This is a genomic window from Candidimonas humi (assembly GCF_019166065.1).
Taxonomy (GTDB): Bacteria; Pseudomonadota; Gammaproteobacteria; order Burkholderiales; family Burkholderiaceae_B; genus Candidimonas; species Candidimonas humi.
In genome coordinates, this window is sequence record NZ_JAHTBN010000004.1 from 390391 (window position 1) to 409037 (window position 18647).

17 protein-coding genes are annotated in these 18647 nt (G+C 63.3%); 6 read left to right on the forward strand and 11 right to left on the reverse strand.

Features of this window, described 5'->3' with window-relative positions:
* Positions 1-2 precede the first annotated feature (2 nt).
* From KVP10_RS12415 to KVP10_RS12435, 5 genes are all read right to left on the reverse strand, one after another.
* Complete coding sequence (locus tag KVP10_RS12415) at positions 3-872, reverse strand: branched-chain amino acid ABC transporter permease (RefSeq protein ID WP_217964897.1); 870 nt, start codon at positions 870-872, stop codon at positions 3-5.
* A gap of 7 nt (positions 873-879) precedes the next feature.
* Positions 880-2055: an ABC transporter substrate-binding protein gene (locus tag KVP10_RS12420; protein WP_217964898.1), complete on the reverse strand. Its 1176-nt coding sequence runs from the start codon at positions 2053-2055 to the stop codon at positions 880-882.
* A 62-nt stretch (positions 2056-2117) separates the two neighbouring features.
* Positions 2118-2441, reverse strand: a complete 324-nt coding sequence (locus tag KVP10_RS12425) for a DUF4387 domain-containing protein (RefSeq protein WP_217964899.1) — start codon at positions 2439-2441, stop codon at positions 2118-2120.
* An 8-nt stretch (positions 2442-2449) separates the two neighbouring features.
* Positions 2450-3814 carry an acyclic terpene utilization AtuA family protein gene (locus KVP10_RS12430; protein ID WP_246600600.1) on the reverse strand — a complete coding sequence of 455 codons (1365 nt, stop codon included), beginning with the start codon at positions 3812-3814 and terminating at the stop codon, positions 2450-2452.
* Positions 3815-3822: 8 nt separating this feature from the next.
* Complete coding sequence (locus tag KVP10_RS12435; protein WP_217964900.1) at positions 3823-5184, reverse strand: LLM class flavin-dependent oxidoreductase; 1362 nt, start codon at positions 5182-5184, stop codon at positions 3823-3825.
* Positions 5185-5294: 110 nt separating this feature from the next.
* Here KVP10_RS12435 and KVP10_RS12440 point away from each other — a divergent pair, with 110 nt between their 5' ends.
* Positions 5295-6230: a LysR family transcriptional regulator gene (locus KVP10_RS12440; RefSeq protein ID WP_217964901.1), complete on the forward strand. Its 936-nt coding sequence runs from the start codon at positions 5295-5297 to the stop codon at positions 6228-6230.
* Positions 6231-6414: 184 nt separating this feature from the next.
* Positions 6415-7485 carry a flavin reductase gene (locus KVP10_RS12445; protein ID WP_217964902.1) on the forward strand — a complete coding sequence of 357 codons (1071 nt, stop codon included), beginning with the start codon at positions 6415-6417 and terminating at the stop codon, positions 7483-7485.
* Between the two features lie 37 nt (positions 7486-7522).
* Here the strand turns inward: KVP10_RS12445 and KVP10_RS12450 are convergent, their stop codons facing one another.
* Both KVP10_RS12450 and KVP10_RS12455 read right to left on the reverse strand, forming a co-directional pair.
* Positions 7523-8482 carry a Bug family tripartite tricarboxylate transporter substrate binding protein gene (locus KVP10_RS12450; protein ID WP_217964903.1) on the reverse strand — a complete coding sequence of 320 codons (960 nt, stop codon included), beginning with the start codon at positions 8480-8482 and terminating at the stop codon, positions 7523-7525.
* A gap of 127 nt (positions 8483-8609) precedes the next feature.
* A complete protein-coding gene (locus KVP10_RS12455; protein ID WP_217964904.1) occupies positions 8610-9359 on the reverse strand; it encodes a GntR family transcriptional regulator in 750 nt (249 codons plus the stop codon).
* A 141-nt stretch (positions 9360-9500) separates the two neighbouring features.
* On the opposite strand from KVP10_RS12455, the gene KVP10_RS12460 reads away from it, so the two are divergent.
* Genes KVP10_RS12460 through KVP10_RS12470 form a run of 3 tightly spaced genes read left to right on the forward strand, consistent with a single transcriptional unit; the run spans position 9501 to position 12733 of the window.
* Positions 9501-10730, forward strand: coding sequence for a CaiB/BaiF CoA transferase family protein (locus KVP10_RS12460; RefSeq protein WP_217964905.1), 1230 nt, complete (start codon positions 9501-9503; stop codon positions 10728-10730).
* Positions 10731-11813: a TauD/TfdA family dioxygenase gene (locus KVP10_RS12465; RefSeq protein ID WP_217964906.1), complete on the forward strand. Its 1083-nt coding sequence runs from the start codon at positions 10731-10733 to the stop codon at positions 11811-11813.
* Positions 11810-12733, forward strand: coding sequence for a LysR family transcriptional regulator (locus KVP10_RS12470; RefSeq protein ID WP_217964907.1), 924 nt, complete (start codon positions 11810-11812; stop codon positions 12731-12733). The genes KVP10_RS12465 and KVP10_RS12470 overlap by 4 nt, the downstream gene beginning before the upstream one ends.
* Positions 12734-12758: 25 nt before the next feature.
* Here the strand turns inward: KVP10_RS12470 and KVP10_RS12475 are convergent, their stop codons facing one another.
* Entirely contained in the window at positions 12759-13652 is an 894-nt protein-coding gene (locus KVP10_RS12475) for an isocitrate lyase/PEP mutase family protein (protein WP_217964908.1), read from the reverse strand.
* Between the two features lie 310 nt (positions 13653-13962).
* Between KVP10_RS12475 and KVP10_RS12480 the strand changes: the two genes are divergently transcribed.
* Positions 13963-14832 (forward strand): pirin family protein, encoded by an 870-nt coding sequence (locus tag KVP10_RS12480; protein WP_217964909.1) that lies wholly within the window; start codon positions 13963-13965, stop codon positions 14830-14832.
* A 136-nt stretch (positions 14833-14968) separates the two neighbouring features.
* On the opposite strand, the gene KVP10_RS12485 is transcribed toward KVP10_RS12480, so the two are convergent.
* The 3 genes from KVP10_RS12485 to KVP10_RS12495 all read right to left on the reverse strand — a co-directional run bounded on the left by KVP10_RS12485 (position 14969) and on the right by KVP10_RS12495 (position 18572).
* Positions 14969-17341, reverse strand: a complete 2373-nt coding sequence (locus tag KVP10_RS12485) for a xanthine dehydrogenase family protein molybdopterin-binding subunit (RefSeq protein ID WP_217964910.1) — start codon at positions 17339-17341, stop codon at positions 14969-14971.
* On the reverse strand, positions 17338-17811 hold the full coding sequence (locus KVP10_RS12490) for a (2Fe-2S)-binding protein (RefSeq protein ID WP_217964911.1): 474 nt from the start codon (positions 17809-17811) through the stop codon (positions 17338-17340). Before KVP10_RS12490 ends, KVP10_RS12485 begins: the two co-directional genes overlap by 4 nt.
* 269 nt (positions 17812-18080) lie before the next feature.
* Positions 18081-18572 (reverse strand): hypothetical protein, encoded by a 492-nt coding sequence (locus tag KVP10_RS12495; RefSeq protein WP_217964912.1) that lies wholly within the window; start codon positions 18570-18572, stop codon positions 18081-18083.
* Between the last annotated feature and the right edge of the window lie 75 nt (positions 18573-18647).

The window sequence follows — 18647 nt, forward strand, 5'->3', positions numbered from 1 at the left end:
TGTCAGCCCTCCGCGCGGCCGAGCAGGCCTGTCGGCCGGACCAGAAGCACGGCGATGACCAGGACGAAGATGAGGATGTCGGCGGCGCCGGTGTCCATGAACGTGCTGGCGACGCTTTCCGTGATGCCGATCAGCAGGCTGGCCAGGGCGGCGCCGGGTATGCTGCCCAGGCCGCCCAGGATGACCACGATGAAGGCCTTGAGCAGCGGCGTATTGCCGATGAAAGGCGAAACCGAGAACAGCGGAGCCATCAGCGCCCCGGCGACCGCCGCGAGGCCGACGCCGATGCCGAAGCCCAGCGGGTACATGATCCGGGCGCGTATGCCTTGCGCCGTGGCGATTTCCATGTCCTGGACGACCGCGCGCAAGGCGCGGCCGGTGCGGGTCCTGCTGACGAACAGATAGAGCGCCAGCAGCACCAGCACCGAAAACACCACGACATAGAGCCGGGACATGGGCAGCGCGATGCCGCCGATGACCAGTGCCCCTTCGGCCACCGAAGGCATGATCTGGGTATCGGGCCCGAAGATCATCAGGGCCGCGGTTTGCAGAACCATGGCCAGGCCTATAGTGGCGATCATGCCGTTGAGCTCGTCATGGCGAAACGGCTTGAGCACCAACTCCTCTACCAGCCAGCCTAGCACCAGCGCCACGACGAAAGCCAGGCCGACCGCGGCGATGAAGGGCAGGTGCCACTTCGCCACGAAAATATAAGCGGCGTACGCACCCACCATGTAGAACTCGCCATGGGCAAAGTTGACGACGCGCATGACGCCGAAAACCATGGTGAATCCGACCGCCATCAGCAAATACAGCAAGCCGATGATGACGCCGTTGGTCAGCGCCTGGGAAAGGAGTATGGACAGGCTCATGCCGGGCTCAGTGCTTGGCGTCTACGCAAGATTCGACGGTGCAGCGCGCCCGCACGACTTCCTGGCCGCCCTTGACCTCGGAGATGAAGAACGGCGATTCCATCTGATGGTTGATGCCGTACTTGTCCTTGCCGCCCCAATTGACGATGCCTTGGATGCCGTGATAATCCTTCAAGCCGGCAAGCTGGTCGCGTACCTTGCTGGAATCGGTCACGGTGCCGGCCTTTTGCATGGCCAGGAACAGCATGTGGGTGACGTCGTAGAAGGCCGGGCTGAAGCCGTTCATTTTTTCGTGGTATTTGGCCTGGTAGCGCTGTGCATAGTCGGCCACGGCCTTGTTGTCCGGATCGGTAAGGGAACTGACGACGACGCCCTCCGCGGCGGGGCCCGCCACCGCGATGATCTCTTGCGTGGCCGGTCCGCCGTTGCGCACGATCGGTCCCTTGAAGCCCAGCTCGCGAGCCTGCTTGACGATGAGTCCCGCCGTGTTGGGCGGGTCGCCATTGAGGTCTATGGCGTCTATGCCGGCGGCCATCATGCGCGTGATGAGCGGCACCATGTCGACGCGCTGGCGTTCGTAAAATTCCTTGGACATGGAAGCGCCCGCCTTGCCGTAGGCTTTTTCCAGGGCGCCCGACATTGCCTGGCCGGTCTCGTCGTTGGGAAAGAGCGCCCCGACCTTTTTCAGTTTGAAGTGCTTGACCATCCATTCGATGGACGGATACGCGGTTTCTTCCGTCGTCATCGGCACGCGGAACGAATAGGGCTTGCTCGGGCTCAGGGCCTTGGAGGTGAAGGCCAGGGTAAAGGTGATGACCTTGTTGCGTTCGGTGATGGGCTGGACCGCCAGTTCGGGGGCCGATCCCAGGGGGCCGATCATGTACTTCACTTTGTCGTCGAAGACCAGGCGGTTGGCGGCGGTGACGGCTGCACCTGCCTGGTACTTGTCGTCATAGGGGATGAATTCGATCTTGTAGCGTTTGCCCGCTACTTCGAGGCCGCCCTTGCCATTGACGTCGTCCGCGGCCAATTGTCCCGCGTAGTACATGGCATGGCCCCAGATGGCGGCGGGGCCGGAAAGTGTGACCAGCGCGCCGATCTTCAGCGTGTCCTGGGCCTGGACCTGGGCGGCCAGGGGCAGAAGCAGGGCGGCAGGTAGCACGGCCTTGGCTATGAAATTCATCTATGTCTCCTTGGTTTATCAAATTTCATCGGCGGATCTGGCCGCTCGATGTACTGCATTACTTATTCCGCAATGTCTATGGGCACTTCGATGTCGAGCAAGGGCGCGTGTTGTTGCGCGCCGTAGATATCGGTGTCGCCTATCGAGCCCGACGGCCGCAGGCGGGGCAGGGTGGCTTTCCAGGCCAGCGCCGGCGGGTATTCGGTGAACAGCACGTCCTGGGCCTGTACCCCGTAAAGCGAGGCGATCAGTTCCGCGGTGATGACCCCCGTCGCGCGCACGTGCTCGAACAGGGTGGGGTTGTCGAACATGATGTCCAGCGTGATGTGGAAAGGACCGGCGTTCTTGCTTTTGCAGGCTTTGGCTATGTGCTTGAGCTTGACCATGTCGTTTCCTAGACTTGTTCGTAGTGAATGGGGAACATGCGCAGCGGGTCGTCGATTTCCAGTACATGCTGGAGCATGAATTCGTAGATGGGCCCGCGTTCGATGTCCGACGGCGAAAACGGAAATGCCATGTTCCCTTCGCGGCACATGCGCCCCGGGAAATCGGAATGCAGCAGCGTGACGCGCGCCAGCGCCAGGGCGGCGTTGGCGATTTCCTGGCTGCCGGCGATGGCTTCGGCGATGATGGCGACTTCTGTAGGAACGCTGTCCTTCTTGGGTTCCCAGGCGCCCATGACGCCGTTCTGCCCATACAGGCGCAGCACGAGCTGGTAGGCATCGGGACTTATCCCCAGAGCGCCGACCTTGGTGGCGGTCGATTCGCGCACGAAGTCCATGAAGCTGTCCAATTGGCCGATCAGGCCCGGGTCGCGCGTGGCGGCGATGGTGATGGCGCAGTAGCCCGCCATGCGCGCGCCTTCCAGCTTGATGCTGTAGGGGCGGGGAGTCCAGCGCATGCCGGTGATGCGCACGCGGCGGTCGGTCAGGGCTTCGATGCGGCAGTCGCTGGAATCGACCACGCCGCCCGGTTCGTAGCGGATGATGGGGCTGGCGTTCTCGTGCAAGGCCTGTACCGCTACCGACATGGGGGTGCAGCGCAGCTCCGGATTGAGCGGCTCGGTCTCGACGAAGTCTTCGCCCACGGTCACCATCAGGCAATCGTGCTTCTTGGGAATGGCCGCGTTGCAGGCGCATTCCAGGATCTTGCCGGCATACCAGGCGGGTGCTTCCGGCAGGCCATGGTGCATGGCCAGCGCCACCCAGGGCGCCGGGTCGGTGCCGCGGCCGCCCAGGATGACTTGCGCGCCCGCGGCCAGGGCCTGGCGGTAGGGCTCGGGGCCCATCATGCCGACTATGCGCACGGCCTCGTCGATGTTTTCCTTGCGTAGTGCTGGGGCATTGCCCAGGGGCTTGATCTTGCCGGCCTGCAACTGTTCCAGCAGGAAGCCCTTGTCCTGTTCGGAATCGATGAGCGCCATCTTGAAGTGCAGGTCGTGCTCGCGTGCGATTTCGCGGATGATGTCGGCGCAGGCTTGCAGGTGCGGCGTTCCGCCCGCGCCGCCGCAAGTGCCGACCATCATGGGGATGCCATTGCCGATGGCGCCGCGCAACAGCAGGGACAGGTCGCGCTTCATGGCCAGGCGCGAGTTCAGCGTCTTGCCCGAACCCAGGTAGTGAGGGCCCGGATCGCTGCTGCCGCCGTCCACGCCTATCATGTGCGGCTTCAGTTTCAGCGCGGCCGCGATCGAGCTTTCCGGAAACCCATAGCCCAGGATCCCGCTGGCCGACATCATGCGTACGGTTTTGTTCGTCATGATCGACCTCAGCGCTTGCCGCGCCAGTCGCCGGCGCGAGGTTTCACGATGCCGAGATTGCCGCGCAGGGTAGTGTCGGCATATTCCTTGCGGAACAGGCCGCGCTTTTGCAGCTCGGGCACGACCAGGCGCACGATGTCTTCGTAGGTTCCCGGCACCGAAGTGCCCGACAGCACGAATCCGTCGCAGGCCGTCTTGAACCACTCTTCCATCTGGTCGGCGACCTGGGCGCCCGTGCCGCAGAATACGGGGCCATCGTTGAGCGTCCCGCGGCCCGAGGCCTCGACGAAATCCTTGACCGAGGGGTTGCGCTTGCCGCTGACCTGCACCACTTTGTCTCGCAGGCTTTGCCAGGACACGGCGGCCAGCTCTTCGTCGGTGAAGGGCTGGTCGTAGGGGCGCCCCGAGAAATCTATATTGAGCGTCTCGCCTATCATCGTCAGGCCGTCGATGGGGCGCGAGGTGCTGGCGATGAGTTCACGCTGTTCCTGCGCCAGGCTTTCGGTCTCGGCCACGATGATCTTCAGCTCTGGGGCTATCTTCACCGAGTCGGGATCGCGGCCCGCGTTGGCCACGCCGTCCTTGAGCGCCTTGTATTGCTTCTTGCCGTTTTCCAGGGTGGGGTACTTGGCAAATACCACTTCGGCCCATCTTGCGGCGAACGCCAGGCCGCGGCCGCTCTGGCCGGCCTGCAGGATCACCGGATGGCCTTGCGGCGAGCGCGGCACGGTCAGCGGGCCGCGCGAATTGAAGAAGCGCCCCTGATGGTCCAGGCGAGTCACCTTGGATGGGTCGGCGAAATAGTCGGCGGCCTTGTCGGCCACGATCGCGCCTTCTTTCCAGGTGTCCCAATGGCCCATGACGACTTCCATGAACTCGTCGGCGCGGTCGTATCGCAGGTCGTGCTCCAGGTGTTCGGCGGCGCCGAAGTTGGCCGCCTCGGAGTCGTTCATGGATGTCACGACATTCCAGGCGACACGGCCCTTGCTCATCAAGTCCAGCGTAGCGAACAGGCGCGCCACGTGGAACGGCTCGTAATAGGTCGTGGAGTACGTGGCGCCCAGGCCCAGCCTGGAGGTCACCATGGCCATGGCCATGAGCACCGAAGTGGGCTCGAGCTTTATGGCGCGCACACCATGCGCGACGGTCTCTTGGTGGCCCGCGCCGTATATGTCGGGCATCGCCAGGCGGTCGTCGAAGAACGCCATGTCGAATTTGCCCTCTTCCAGCGTTCGGGCAATGCGTTGGTAGTATTCGGGCGACAGATAGTCTGTCATGCTTGACGGATGTCGCCAGGAGCCCGCATAGTTCGTGCAGTTCTGGGCTTGAAGGAAGGCGACCAGGGTCATTTGGCGCGTCGGCTTGCTCATGTATGGTCTCGATCGGGTGCAGGGATGAAAGTTGCTCGGAAGTTGCTTCGAAGTATTGGCCCGCACAGCCCTCTGCACAATTTCCACCTTGTGATACATTCATAATGATCATGAATAAGTCGCCCGAGCCGCCATCGCTGACGCGCCTGGAGCTCGCCGAACTCGAAACTTTTCTCTGGGTAGTGCGCGAGGGCAGCTTCAGCGCCGCCGCGCACAAGCTGCATCTGTCCCAGCCCGCGGTGACGAATCGCGTCAAGCGGCTCGAGGACAAGCTGCGCGTCAAGCTTCTGGTGCGCACCACCAGAAGGGTCGAAGCGACGGAAGACGGCGTGTTCCTGAGCAATGCCGCCGAGCAGGCCGTGGCCGGCTTGCGCGAGGCGCTGCGGCGCTTCCAGCAGACATCCGACAGTGAGCGCAACCAGATCACGGTTACCGCCACGCCCATGCTGGCCGCGACGGTCATGCCCATGTTGATCCATGCCTATACCGAACGCTATCCGGATGTGCGGATCGTGCTGCGCGACTTGCTGTACGAGCAGGTGGTGCGCGAGGTGGCCGAAGGCCGCGCCGACATGGGCGTTGCGGCGCTGGAAGGCGCGCCGCGCGGCCTGAGGTTCCAGTCGTTGGCCGAGGAAAAAATGCTGCTGGTGGTGCCGGCGCGCCATCCCCTGGCGGATGTGGATGCCGTCACCATGGACATGATCCTGCCCTACCCATTGATGCTGCTGGATCGCTACAAGGGGCTGCGCAAATACCTGAAAGAAGAATACGAGCGCCGCGGGGCTGTGTTCAACCCCCAGATCTCCGCCACCCTGCCTACGCTGCTCGGGATGATCGATGCGGGCAACTGCGTGACCTTCGTGCCGCGTTCCATGGCGCAAAGCAATAGCAGGCATACGCGCACCACGGTGGTGGTACAAGATCTCGATGTGTCACGCCGCTACGGCAGCATCGTGGCGCGCAAGGCCGAACTGGGCGCCGCGGCCCTGAATTTCCAGTCCTTCCTGCGCAAGCACTTCAAGACCCGCCTGGAAGATCTCACCTGAATCCGCAAGGCGTTGGCCGCCCGATGGCGCGGCCGTGGCGGGAGGCGTTTTATTCCCGCCCGCTATATATGCATTCACCTCCGCAAATTGTCCTGGCGCGTACTCCTCCCCTAGACTATCTCCACCTTGTCCGGCGGCCGTCCTGATCGGTGCGCTGAATACGCTTGAAGCGTGGAGCCTAAACATGAATGCCTTCGATAGCCGAGAACTGCGCCGCACTCTTGGCGCCTTCACCACCGGCGTGACCGTGGTGACTACCCTGGATGCGCAAGGCAGGCCTTATGGCGTGACCGCCAATTCCTTCAGCTCGGTGTCGCTGGATCCGCCGCTCATCTTGTGGAGCCAGTCCCTGACTTCGAGCAGCTACCCGACTTTCCGCGACAGCGAGCGCTTCGTGGTGAATATCCTGGCCGATCACCAAGTCAGGGTGTCCAATCAGTTCGCCAAATCAGGCGAGGACAAGTTCCGCGACATCGCCGTACACGGCGGCCTGGGCGGCCTGCCGGTCATCGACGACTGCGCCGCTTACCTGGAGTGCACCAAGGTCGCCGCGCATCCCGGAGGCGACCACGTCGTCTATATCGGCCGGGTCGAGAGCATTCACCGCAGTTCGCACAGGCCGCTGGCGTTCGGCGACGGCCGCTATATGGTGACTTTCGCGCACGACCTGGGCGAGGCGATGGGGGGCGGGCGCGGCAGTACCGGGCTTGCCGGGCTGGAAGCCGTGCGGCTGGCCAGCGCCGCCTTGCCGGAAATATGCGAGCGTATCGGCCAACGTACGCTGGGGTTGGCGGTATGGGGCAACCAGGGCGCGACCATCGTGCGCTGGGAGGCCTCGTCCGAGCCGGTCAGCCCCTTCTTGCAGACGGGGGTGGTCGTCAGCCTGACCCAGTCGGCAACGGGCTTGGCTTTCGCGGCGTTCATGCGTTCGGACGCAGTCCAGGCGGCAGTACAGCGTGAACTGGACGCACGCAATGCGGAAGGCTATCCCGACGACGGCCAGTTTACGCTGCGCCTTACCGAGGCCCGCACCCGATTGATGGCGCGCGCGGTGGGCTGCGCGCCCTCGCCGCGCCATAAGGTCACGGTCAACGCCTTCAGCGCGCCGGTATTCGGCGCGAATGGCGAAATGGTGCTGGCCTTGTCCACCACCTGTCCCGCCGAGCGCCTCGAGCCCGACTGGGACGGCGACGTGCCCCGCACTCTGCAGGAGGCCGCCGCGACGCTTTCGCAGCGTCTCGGGTATCGGGCTTGAGGGGCGATAAGAGCCCCCTTCTTCCCGTGGCGCGATATCAGTCGAGCTTGATGTGCCGCGCTTTGGCCAGATCGTGCCACTTCTTATAGTCGGCATCGATGAATTTCCGCGACTCCGCTGTCGACATGTGCATCGCCTGGGTGGATTCGCGGGCGAACATATCGGCCATGTCTTTGCTCGATATGGCTTGGTTGATGCACTTGTTATAGAAATCGAGTAATTCCTTCGGAGTGCCGGACGGAGCGAAGAACGCCCACCAGACGTCCACCGTGTAGCGGGGATATATATCGGCGACCGGCTTCACGTTCGGTAGGAATGGAGACGGCTGGGCGCTGGTCACGCCAAGGGTAACAAGGTCACCCGACTTCATCTGGCCCAGGATCGAGGCAGGGGTGGAAATCATGAAGTCCACACGGCCGCCGACCATGTCGACGACAGCGTTGGAAACGCCTTTGTATGGCACGTTCTGGAACTTGCCGCCCGAACGGGCCATCAGCAATTCCGAGGCTAAATGGGCAATCGACCCCAACCCGGGGGTGCCGTAGGTCATGTGCTTGCCCGAGTGCAAAGCCTGCTTCAAGTCGTCGAGGGTTTTCAGCCCTGAAGCCTTGGAGGCGACCAGCACCATCGGCCCGGTGGATACGACGGAAATCGGTGCAAGATCCTTCAGCAGGTTGTAGCTGAGCTTGCGTCCTACCGTATTGGTGACCACCGAGGACGAGCTGAAAAGCAACGTTGCTCCATCGCCCTTGCTCTTGGCTACTTCGTTCGTGCCGATGGTGCCGCCTGCGCCCGGCTTGTTTTCGACGATGAAGCTCTTGCCGGTTGCTTCAGTCAATTTCTTGGCGATGGCGCGGCCGAAGGTGTCGTTGCTTGCGCCCGGGGAAAACGGCACGATGATTCGCACTACGTTGGGAATATCGACTTTGGCCTGCGCGATGCCGGCCAGGCCGAGGCTGCACACCGCGGTTGCGGCTAGTCTCCAATAGGATTTCATCTCTTCTCCTGATCTCACTCTGGTGATGGCCAGGAAATACCTTCCTTAGCCACTTCCGGGATCGTATCATCGTGATATCACTATTTCAAGAAGAGATGCGTATAACTCGCCTCGAACGGCCGCGGGCCTATGCGTCCGTCATATTGCTGGTGCGGTTCAGCGTCAATTTGTAGGTGAAGTTGTGTCCGGGGTAGGTGTTCACCGTGACTTCGAATGGTTCTTCGTCCTCGAAGAAGTAACGGCGCACCACCTGTAGGGCCGGGCTGTACGGCGTGGCGCGCAGGAGTTCGGCCTCATCGGGGGATACGAACACGGCCTGGATCTCCTGCTCGATTTTCTGGATCTCCATGTCGAACGCCCGGCAGATCTGTGTATAGACGGCTTCGTCCATTTCTCGGTCCTGGGCCACTGCCGCCAGGTAGGGTTTGCGCACATAAATGCGGCAGATGGAAATCACCTGGTCCAGGTCGGCCTTGTTGACCCGTTGTCCCATCAGCCGCAACGTGGCGCTGCCCGCCGGCATCTTGAATATCGGCGCGTCTTCGGGACGCAGCGTCAACGATTCGCGGCGCAGCACCCGGAAGCGGGTCGCGCCGGTGCCGTAGGAGACTAGCTCGGACACCGAGCGGGATGTCAGCATGAAGCTTTGGCTCTGCTGGCGGGCAATGACCCGCGTGCCCACGCCGTGAATGGTTTCTATCAGTCCCAAGGCGCTCAGCCGCTTGAGGGCTTCGCGAATAGTCGTGCGGCTCACGTTGAAGCGGGCGATCAAGTCGCTTTCCTTGGGCAGCAGCGCGCCTACTTCCGGGTATCCGCTCGAGATCTCCTTGGCCAGCAGATCGGCGACATGTACATATTTCGGAGCATTGGTCCTCATGGGCTTTCCGCGATCTCCAGGGGCTTTTTGTTGGTCGGTTGCAAGAATGTTAACCAATATCGGCGTATAGCTGGTTTCTCCTGGCTTTCATATTTTTATGATTATGATATCATTATATCTAATTAAGCCATGCTCAATAGAATGAAAGACTTTCCTCCTGTCGCGTTCGATGAAAGCGCCAAGGGCCCGCTTGCCGGTGTGCGGGTGCTGGACCTTTCCCGCCTGGTGGCGGGCAATGTGATGACGCTGCAACTGGCCGACTTCGGTGCCGACGTCATCAAGGTAGAGCCGCCCGGCGGCGACACGCTGCGCAATTTTCGCAGCGACGGGTACGACACGTGGTGGAACACATACTGCCGCAATAAACGTAGCGTGGGGCTGGATTTCCGGCATCCCGAAGCTATTCCGCTACTGAAGAAAATGCTGCCGACGGTCGACGTCTTCGTGGAGTCGTTCCGTTCAGGCACACTCGAAAACATGGGCCTGGCGCCGGAAGTCATTCACGCCATCAACCCCAATATTGTCATCACGCGCATCACGGGCTGGGGCCAGACTGGCCCCTATCGGACCAAACCGGGCTTCGGCACACTGGTGGAGGGCTACACCGGCTTTGCCGCCATCAACGGTTTCGATGACCGCGAGCCGGTGTTGCCCCCCATTTTCCTGGGCGACATGGTAAGCGGCCTGTACGGCTTTGGCGCAACGATGACCGCTTTATGGAATATGCGGGTGAATGGCAAGGGCGGGGAAATCATCGACCTGTCGCTGTTCGAGCCCACGGTGTCGGTGCTCGGGCCGCAGGCCGCTGCCTTCGAGCTGACCGGCAAGCTGAAGGCCCGAACCGGCAGTCGCTCGAATACGACGGCGCCGCGCAACGTATACAAGACGGCCGACGGCAAGTGGATATGCATTTCCACCTCGACCGAGACGATGGCCAAGCGCTTCTTCAACCTGATCGGCCGCAGCGACATTCCCGAGAATCCCGAATACAGCACTGCACGCGGCCGGCTTCGGCATGTGGAATATATAGATGGGTTGGTGGCGCAGTGGTTCGCCAAGCAGAATTTTTCCGAAGCTCTAGCATTGTTCGACCGTGAAGGCGTGACGGCCGGGCCCGTCTATGACGCCAGCGATCTGGTCGAAGACGATTACGTCCGCGAGCGCGAAGTCTTTGTGCGTCTGCCGGAAGACCAGAACAGCCAGCTCGTGCACAACATCACGCCGCGTTTCGCCCGCGATCCAGGGGGGTTCCGCTACCGGGCCCCGCATATCGGGGAGCACAACGAGGAAATCCTGGCGCCCATCGTCGGCCGGGACGCGTTCAAGGCTTTGCAGGCCCGAAACGTGGTCTGCACAAACAAGGAGAGATAAATGGCGTTGCTTGGAACTCAGTTGCAAGGGCCGGCGGTATGGAAGGGGCCGGATATTGATTGGCAGGAGCATGGCCTGCACGTGCTGTCGCCTGCAGAGGTCGAGGAAATCGATGCGGCGTTGAAACACCTGAAATCGCTGGGCAAGGTCGACTTCCCGGATATCACGCCGAATAATTTTCCTCTGGACAAAGTCGGCGCGCTGATGCGCGGGCTGCCGCGCCGTCTGCAAGACGGCGCAGGTTTCCTGATGCTGCGCGGACTGCCGCGCGCGCGCTATAGCGACGACGACATGGCTCTGGTCTATTTCGGCCTGTCTTCGTACATGGGGCGCCCCATGACCCAGTCTTATCTGGGCGATCTCATGGGCCATGTGATGGATGTCAGCGACCTCGAGCCCAAATCTCGGGGGTACCGCAAAGGCGGCGGCCAGCTGATGCATACGGATTCCTGCGACATCATCGGCCTGATGTGCTTGCGTACCGCCAAGGCCGGTGGCGCCAGCCGTATCTCCAGCGCGCTGGCGGTGCACAATTACATGGCCGAGCATCACCCCGAAGATTTCCGCATCCTGTGCGACGGCCTGTGGCTCAAGCGTGCCGACGAGGACGGGCGGCATGCGACCCGTACTTATAGCGAAAACAAGGTACCGTTTTTCAGCGAACAGAACGGCCGGGTCGTATGCTATCTGCCCACGGGGTATGCGCGCCTGTGCGAAAAGAGCGGTCAGCGTCCTTACACGCAAGAGGAATCCGACGCTTTGTACCGCGTGCGCAAGGTCGCCGCCATGCCGGAACATTTCCTGGACATGGGCTTCAAGGATGGAGATATCCAGTTCCTGAACAATCGCAGCATGGTCCACGGCCGGACCGACTACGAAGACTATCCCGAGCTCGAGCGGCGCCGCCACTTGTTGCGCATCTGGATCCGTGCCAAGGAATGGGATCCCATGCCAACGCGGCAAATATTCCATTCCGACGAAGACATGCGCCTGTGGTCGCAGCACCGCAAGCCTTTCACTGAAATGCCCTCGGTCCATGACGAGCGCCTGAAGGAAAACGTCACTACGCGCATGGTGGATTGAATCGCATTGCGATGGACATTCGTGATCTGCGCTACTTTCGTGCCGCTGCCGAGTATGGCCATCTCGGATTGGCGGCCGAAAGCCTGCACCTGACGCAGCCGGCGATTACGAAGAGCATCCGGCGTCTCGAGAGCGAAATTGACGGCAAACTTTTTTCTCAGAATGGGCGCCGCCTCAGGCTTACGGCAGCGGGAAAGTTGTTGCTCGTCCGGGCGCGCATCGTCGACTCCAGCCTGCAGCAAACCATCCGGGATGTACGGCGCGAAGCTCAGGGCGAGGAGGCCCGGGTGCGCCTCGCTGCCTCGCCGCTAGTGGCGGAATCGCTGTTCCCCCGCATTGCGGCCGCGGTCCGACGCCATGCCCCCGGCTTGCTGCTGGATCTGCACATACAAGACAGCCGTCGGCTTTGCGCCGACGTCGCCATGGGCGAGATCGACATGGCCGTAGTGCCTGCACCCGACACTCCCATCGGTGATGTGGCCGTCACGCATCTGCTCGATGATTGGCTCGTTGTGGCATGTGCATCCGACCATCCCGTGTTGTCCGCCACGAAGTTGGGCCATGCCGACCTGTGCGTCTATGATTGGGTCCTGCCGAACGAGCAGTCCCCGGTGCGCCGATACCTGAACGAGATTTTCCTGGCCCGGGGGTTGCCGCCGCCTCGTTGCCGCATCGAAGTGAATTCGGTGCTTGCCGCACCCGGCTTGATCGGGACGTCGCAACTGCTTGCGTTCACCTCTAGGCTCAGCCTGCAGGACAGCCGCTTCGCGGGCCAGTTGCAGGAGGTGCCGCACGCGCCTGTCCGTGCCGCAAGGCGCATTGCGCTGATCGCCCAAAAGAACATCTCGGACGACCCCATCAAGCGCCGGATGGCCGCCATCATCCAGGACGAGGCGGATGCGATTTTCCGGGGGTTATGAGTGTCGCCTGCCCGAACATCTACGCCTATTTGAACATCTTGATGTCGCCCAGCGTAGCTTGTTCGAGCTTGTAGAGCGTCTCCAGGCCGATGGCGCGTTCTACGTCGGCGCGGACTTTGACCATCTCGGCATTGTCCAAGCCATGTTCTCCCGTTCGGTTCAAATGATCGTAGTACGCGAACAGCGCCCGGGCCGTCACATTGACCGAACTGATCGCGTCATACAGAATCTTGTAGCCCCAGTCGTCCAACTGTGTGCGGCTGTATACGCCGCGGTTGAATTTGTTGCCGGTGCTGTTCACATAGATGAGCGGCACGCCTGGAATGTCGCGTGGCGCGCTGCGGGTTTCTTCGTCGCTGTCCGGGAAAATCATGATCATGTCGGCGCCCGCTTCGACGTAGGCATTACAGCGCTTTACTCCTTCCGCGTAGCCGTGCGTGCGCATGGCATCGGTGCGCGCCACGATGACAAAGTCGTCATCCTGCCGCGCTTCGAGGGCTGCGTGGATTTTCTGCACCATCTCTTCCATGGGCACAACTTCTTCGACGCCCATGTGGTAGCGCGCCCGCTTGGGAAAGAACTGGTCTTCTAAATGGATTGAAGAGGCGCCGGCTTGCTCGAGCACGCGTACGGTGCGCATGACGTGCATCGGGTCGCCGAATCCAGCTCCGCCGTCCACCATGATGGGCAGCGGCGATACCTGGCGTACGCCGCGCACGATTTGCGCAATTTCTTCCAGCGACATCAGGGGTTCGGAAATCGCGGTATGTGCCCCCATGGCATAGCCGCCGAGGCCCAGCGCCGTGAGTCCAGCAGATTCGGCTATCCGCGCGCACAGCGGGCTGAAGATCGATGGCTGAATGATGCAGCCGGGCTCGGAAATCATCTTGCGGAAAATGACGGTTGGACGGCTGGACATGGGGGCTCCTCGTGCGTGGGTACGCGACAGTTAAGACATTCTTTGCCGGATGCTATGCGCAGTCCGAGCCACATGCTCGACTGATGAACAGAAGTTAGGTTTGCATAGCTGGATTTCATCGATTTCGCGTGTCAGGAAAAATATGGCCGAAACTTCACCGACTCCAGCGGTCAAGGAGGTTTCGTGGCCTCGATTATTCCAATAATAGAACGCTGAAATCGGATTTCACGGACTACAAGAATCTTGTTCTTGCCTCTATATTGATTGCATGATCCATGCGGGCCTTGGGCCCGCCAGGCGGGAGAAATGCATGAAGAAGGTTCTTGGAGTCCACGACGCGCCGCGCCCCCATTGGGTGGGCGACGGTTTTCCGGTGCGTTCGCTGTTTTCATACGACGGCCTGGGCAAGCAGCTCAGCCCGTTCTTGCTGCTGGACTATGCCGGCCCGGCCGAGTTCGAGCCGTCCGGGCGTCCCCGCGGGGTGGGCGAGCACCCGCATCGCGGCTTCGAGACCGTGACCATCGTCTACAAGGGCGAGGTGGCGCATCGCGATTCCACGGGGCAGGGCGGCGTGATCGGTCCGGGCGATGTGCAGTGGATGACGGCTGCGGCGGGCATCCTGCACGAAGAATTCCATTCGCCGGCATTCGCCCGCAGCGGCGGGGCGCTGGAGATGGTGCAGCTATGGGTGAATCTGCCCACGCGGGACAAGATGGCGACGCCCGGCTACCAGGCTATCGTGGACGGGGATATCCCCGTGGCGGCGCTGCCCGGCGGTGCAGGCTCGGTGCGCGTCATTGCGGGCGAATTCGGCGGCGTGGCCGGGCCGGCGCGCACGCATACGCCCATGCATGTGTGGGACTTGCGGCTGGCCGCGGGCGGACATGGCGTGCTGAACCTGCCGGAAGGCTGGACCACGGCCCTGGTCGTGCTGCATGGCACGGTGCAGGTCAATGGCGAGGCCATCGCCCGCGAGTCGCAACTGGTGGTGCTGGATCGCGCCGGCACCGAGGTGTCGATCGAGGCCAATAACGACGCGGTGGTCCTGCTGCTGAGCGGCGAGCCCATCGATGAGCCGATAGTCGGCTATGGCCCGTTCGTCATGAACAGCCGGCAGGAAATCGCGCAGGCGGTTGCCGATTTCAACAGCGGCAAGTTCGGCGCGATGCCGGTGGCCTGAGGCCGTTCTTCTGCCCGTCCGCGTTGCGGGCGGGGCCTCGTCGTCGCAAGCCGTTGCCGGGCCGTTCGCGGCCCGATTCCATGCGAGGCGCCACGGGCGGCGGGGTGGCGGAAACCACCCCGTGCCCGGTTGGCGCCTATGCCATGGCGGCCTTGACGCGTTCAGGCCGGAAGGGCGTGCGCCGCAGGCGCACGCCGGTAGCGTCGAACACGGCATTGCTGATCACGGCCGCGGTGGGGCAGGTGGACGGTTCACCCCCGCCATGCGACGGGTAATCGGGCTGGTTGTTCACCAGCACGATTTCGATGCGGTCGGGAATCTCTTCGAAGCGCAGGATGGGATAGCCTTGCCAGTCCAGGCTGGTGACCCGTGCGCGATCGAAGGTGACTTCTTCATGCAGCGTGCGGCTGATGGACTGGATGATGTTGCCTTCGATCTGGTTCTTCAGCCCGTCGGGATTGACCACCAGCCCGCAGTCGTGCGCGACGACCACGCGCTCTACGCGGATGCGGCCGCTGGCCCGGTCGACGGCCACGTCGGCAATGGTGGCCACGTAGGAATCGTCGCGGTTGACCCAGGCGATGCCGCGGCCCCGGGCCGTGCCGCCCTGGTCCTGCCCTTTGGCCGGCGATGGGCGGCTGCGCCAGCCATAAGCATGCGCGGCGGCCCGCAGCACGCCTAGGGCGCGCGGGTCTTTCAGGTAGGCCAGGCGCAGCTCCAGCGGATCGCGGCCGGCCGCGGCGGCCAGTTCATCGATGAAGGCCTCCATGGCGTAGGTGGTCTCGAATTGCGCGGGCGAGCGCAGCCACGCGGTCAGCAGCGCGACCTTGCCTTCGCCGTGACAGGAGACGTCGGCGTTGCCGAAGGTATATGAATAGCGGATTGCCGGGCGACCGCGGCCGGTGGCGCCGATTTCCGCGGTCTTGGCCAGTTCCGCGGCGATTAGGTGAGTGTCCCCGGTGGTGGGTATCCACATGCGGTGGCGCCAGGCCACCACATTGCCTTTGTCGTCTACCGCGCCTTCGAGGTCTTGCACGATGGGAGGGCCCTTGGGTTCCCAGCCGTGTTCGTCCCAGCGCATCCATTGCACGCGCACCGGGCGCCCGACGGCCTGGGACATCAGCGCAGCATCGGCAATGACGTGTTCAAGGCCGTTGCGGCCGTAAGAGCCCGAGGCTTCGCGCCAGCGCAGTTCGATGTGTTCCAGCGGCATGCCGAGCAGCCGCGCCATGTCGCGCCGCGCCTGGTGCGGCATTTGCGTGCCGGCCCAGAGTATGGCGCGGTCCTTGCCGACGTCGGCGATCGCACAGGACGGCCCGATGGAGCCGTGCATCTGGAATGGGGTCTCGTAGGTGGCCTTGAGTTTCTTGGCCGCCGACCCCAGCGCGGCGTCGACCGAGCCCTGGGTGGCCACCTGGATGTCGCCGCCCTGTGTCTGGCGCAGCGTGTCCCAGATGTGCGCCTGCTGCGGCAGGTCGTGCCAGTCGGACCATTTGGCCTGCCCGGCGGCAGGGCCCGCGGCGTGCAGGCGGGAGCCCAGCTTGTCGGCGGCATGGATCGCGGCTTCTTCGGTTTCCGCGACTACGCCCAGAAAGTTGTCGCGGCGCACGACTTGCACGAAGCCCGGGATGTCCTTCAGGCCGCTTTCGTCCACATCGAGCAGTTTCGCGCCTACGCCATAGGGGCGCACGACCCGGCCGTGCAGCATGCCTTCGACCCGGACGTCCTGGATGTAGGTGAATGCCCCCGTCACCTTGGCCGGGATGTCCTTGCGCGCCGCGGGGCGCCCGACCACGGTATAGGTGGACGGATCTTTGAGGATTGCGTCCGGCGCCACCTTCATGTCGAAGGCCTTGCCGCTGGCGCCTATTTCCATGTCCAGCCGCTTGCCGGCCACCAGCGCGCCGTAGCTGATGGATTTGCCGGACTGGCCTTTCACCGAGACGATGCCGTCGCGCACGGCCAGCTTGCCGGCTTGCGTGCCGAAGTGGGCCGCGGCAAGTTCGAGCAGGGCCTGGCGCCCGGCCGCCGCGGCGTGGCGGATTTGCGGGCCGGCATAGCGCACGGTGCGGCTGCCGTAGGACGGGCCCTGGTCGACGGTGTGCGAAGTAGTGCCCATGACCACGTGCAGGCGGTCCAGCGGAAAGTCGAGTTCCTCGGCCGCGATCTGAGCCAGCGCGATTTCGATGCCGGTGCCCACGTCCACCTTGCCGGTGTACAGGGTGGCGGTATTGTCGGGGTGCACGGCCAGCCAGGCATAGAGCCTGCCGGCGTCGGGAGGCGCCACGGGTTCGATGCCTTGTGCGGCGGGCTCCGTGGCCGCGAACGCGGTCATGGAGGGCAGGCTGAAGGCGATGAACAGGCCGCCGGCGGCCTTCATGAAGCCGCGGCGCCCGGCCGAGGCCGGCGCGGTGTCGAGGGCATCAGCCGTTCGGGCATACAGGGCGGCGCCGGTGCCTGCGGCGCTTCCAGGGACATTGCCGCGCGTAGTGGTGGTCTGGGTAGTCATTTGCCGGCCCCCGGTTGCGCCACGCGCTCGATGGCGCGCATGATGCGCATGTGCGTGCCGCAGCGGCACAGGTTGCCGTTCAGGGCCTGCTTGATGTCGTCGCGTCCCGCATGGGGGTTGCGGTCGAGCAGCGCCTTGGCCGTCATGATCATGCCATTGATGCAATAGCCGCATTGCACCGCCTGCTCGTCGATGAAGGCCTGCTGCAGCGGATGCGGGTGCTCGATGCTGCCCAGCCCTTCCAGGGTGGTGATCTTGTGGCCCTGGGCGGCTGACAGCGGGGTGACGCACGAGCGTATGGCGGTGCCGTCCATGATGACGGTACAGGCGCCGCATTGCGCCAGGCCGCAGCCGAACTTGGGCCCGTGCAGTTTCAGGTCGTTGCGCAGGGCGTAAAGCAGCATGCCGTCGGGGTCGGCGTCGATGCTGTGGCTGGCGCCGTTGACCTCCAGCGTGATGGTCTTGGACATGAGGGTTCCTTTTCGTGCCCGAGCCTCGTGGGCAAGACGCCCGCCGCCGGCTCGCTGTGTCTCGAAAAAAAATGTACTCCTGCCGTGTCCGCCGGGTCAATGCGCAGACACGTGCCGATACATACGCGCCCGAGGCTTGCGCCCGCGGGCGGGCATGCGGATGTGGATATAGATATATGAGATATATGAGCCGGCGCTATGGCGGCAGGCCCAGGCCCGCCACGCTGTTCAGAGGGAGCGGCCGGCCTGAGGCGCGGAGGGCCGGGATCTCAAAGGCGCTGCGCCGCGGCCAGCGAAAATATGCGTTCCCAGCGCTGCGCTTCCTTGCGGCCGGGCATCGGGATTTCCCAGTCGGGCGGTGCGCTGTGGCGCAGGCTCAGCCGCAGCGACCAGGCGTCTTGGGCGGGGGCCGCCTGCGCCGAGGCTATGTCGGCGAAGATGAATTGTGTTTCGCGGCCGGCCAGCCGCAGCCTGCCGCGCTGGTGGTCGGCGTCGACTTCCACCAGCGTATCGCCGGCCGCAAGGGACAGCATCCTGTGGCCGCCGCTGCGCACGCCGTGGATGCGCCGGTGGCGCTGGACCAGCCAGGCGACGATTGCAGCCGCCGCCAGGACGACCGCGACATTGGCGGCGACGCCCGCAATGCCGCCGAAGCGTGCCGCGGTCACTGCGTAGAGCCGGATGGCGCCGAAGATGATCAATGCGATGACGATAGGAATGGCTAGGAGCAAGGGCAAGTCTTTCTCTCCTTCGAGTTGCAATTGCGCTTTGCTTGCGCGTTGGCGGTCGATGCGGAAATCGAACCGGACGCCATCGGCCGTGCGGCGCAGGCTTGC

Excerpts from the sequence above, each read along its gene's own strand:
- KVP10_RS12430 (WP_246600600.1), bottom strand. The coding sequence starts at position 3,814 with ATGACGAACAAAACCGTACGCATGATGTCGGCCAGCGGGATCCTGGGC.
- KVP10_RS12475 (WP_217964908.1), bottom strand. The coding sequence starts at position 13,652 with ATGTCCAGCCGTCCAACCGTCATTTTCCGCAAGATGATTTCCGAGCCC.
- KVP10_RS12490 (WP_217964911.1), bottom strand. The coding sequence starts at position 17,811 with ATGTCCAAGACCATCACGCTGGAGGTCAACGGCGCCAGCCACAGCATC.
- KVP10_RS12485 (WP_217964910.1), bottom strand. The coding sequence starts at position 17,341 with ATGACTACCCAGACCACCACTACGCGCGGCAATGTCCCTGGAAGCGCC.
- KVP10_RS12480 (WP_217964909.1), top strand. The coding sequence starts at position 13,963 with ATGAAGAAGGTTCTTGGAGTCCACGACGCGCCGCGCCCCCATTGGGTG.
- KVP10_RS12445 (WP_217964902.1), top strand. The coding sequence starts at position 6,415 with ATGAATGCCTTCGATAGCCGAGAACTGCGCCGCACTCTTGGCGCCTTC.
- KVP10_RS12460 (WP_217964905.1), top strand. The coding sequence starts at position 9,501 with ATGAAAGACTTTCCTCCTGTCGCGTTCGATGAAAGCGCCAAGGGCCCG.
- KVP10_RS12435 (WP_217964900.1), bottom strand. The coding sequence starts at position 5,184 with ATGAGCAAGCCGACGCGCCAAATGACCCTGGTCGCCTTCCTTCAAGCC.
- KVP10_RS12420 (WP_217964898.1), bottom strand. The coding sequence starts at position 2,055 with ATGAATTTCATAGCCAAGGCCGTGCTACCTGCCGCCCTGCTTCTGCCC.
- KVP10_RS12415 (WP_217964897.1), bottom strand. The coding sequence starts at position 872 with ATGAGCCTGTCCATACTCCTTTCCCAGGCGCTGACCAACGGCGTCATC.
- KVP10_RS12465 (WP_217964906.1), top strand. The coding sequence starts at position 10,731 with ATGGCGTTGCTTGGAACTCAGTTGCAAGGGCCGGCGGTATGGAAGGGG.
- KVP10_RS12455 (WP_217964904.1), bottom strand. The coding sequence starts at position 9,359 with ATGAGGACCAATGCTCCGAAATATGTACATGTCGCCGATCTGCTGGCC.
- KVP10_RS12440 (WP_217964901.1), top strand. The coding sequence starts at position 5,295 with ATGAATAAGTCGCCCGAGCCGCCATCGCTGACGCGCCTGGAGCTCGCC.
- KVP10_RS12450 (WP_217964903.1), bottom strand. The coding sequence starts at position 8,482 with ATGAAATCCTATTGGAGACTAGCCGCAACCGCGGTGTGCAGCCTCGGC.
- KVP10_RS12425 (WP_217964899.1), bottom strand. The coding sequence starts at position 2,441 with ATGGTCAAGCTCAAGCACATAGCCAAAGCCTGCAAAAGCAAGAACGCC.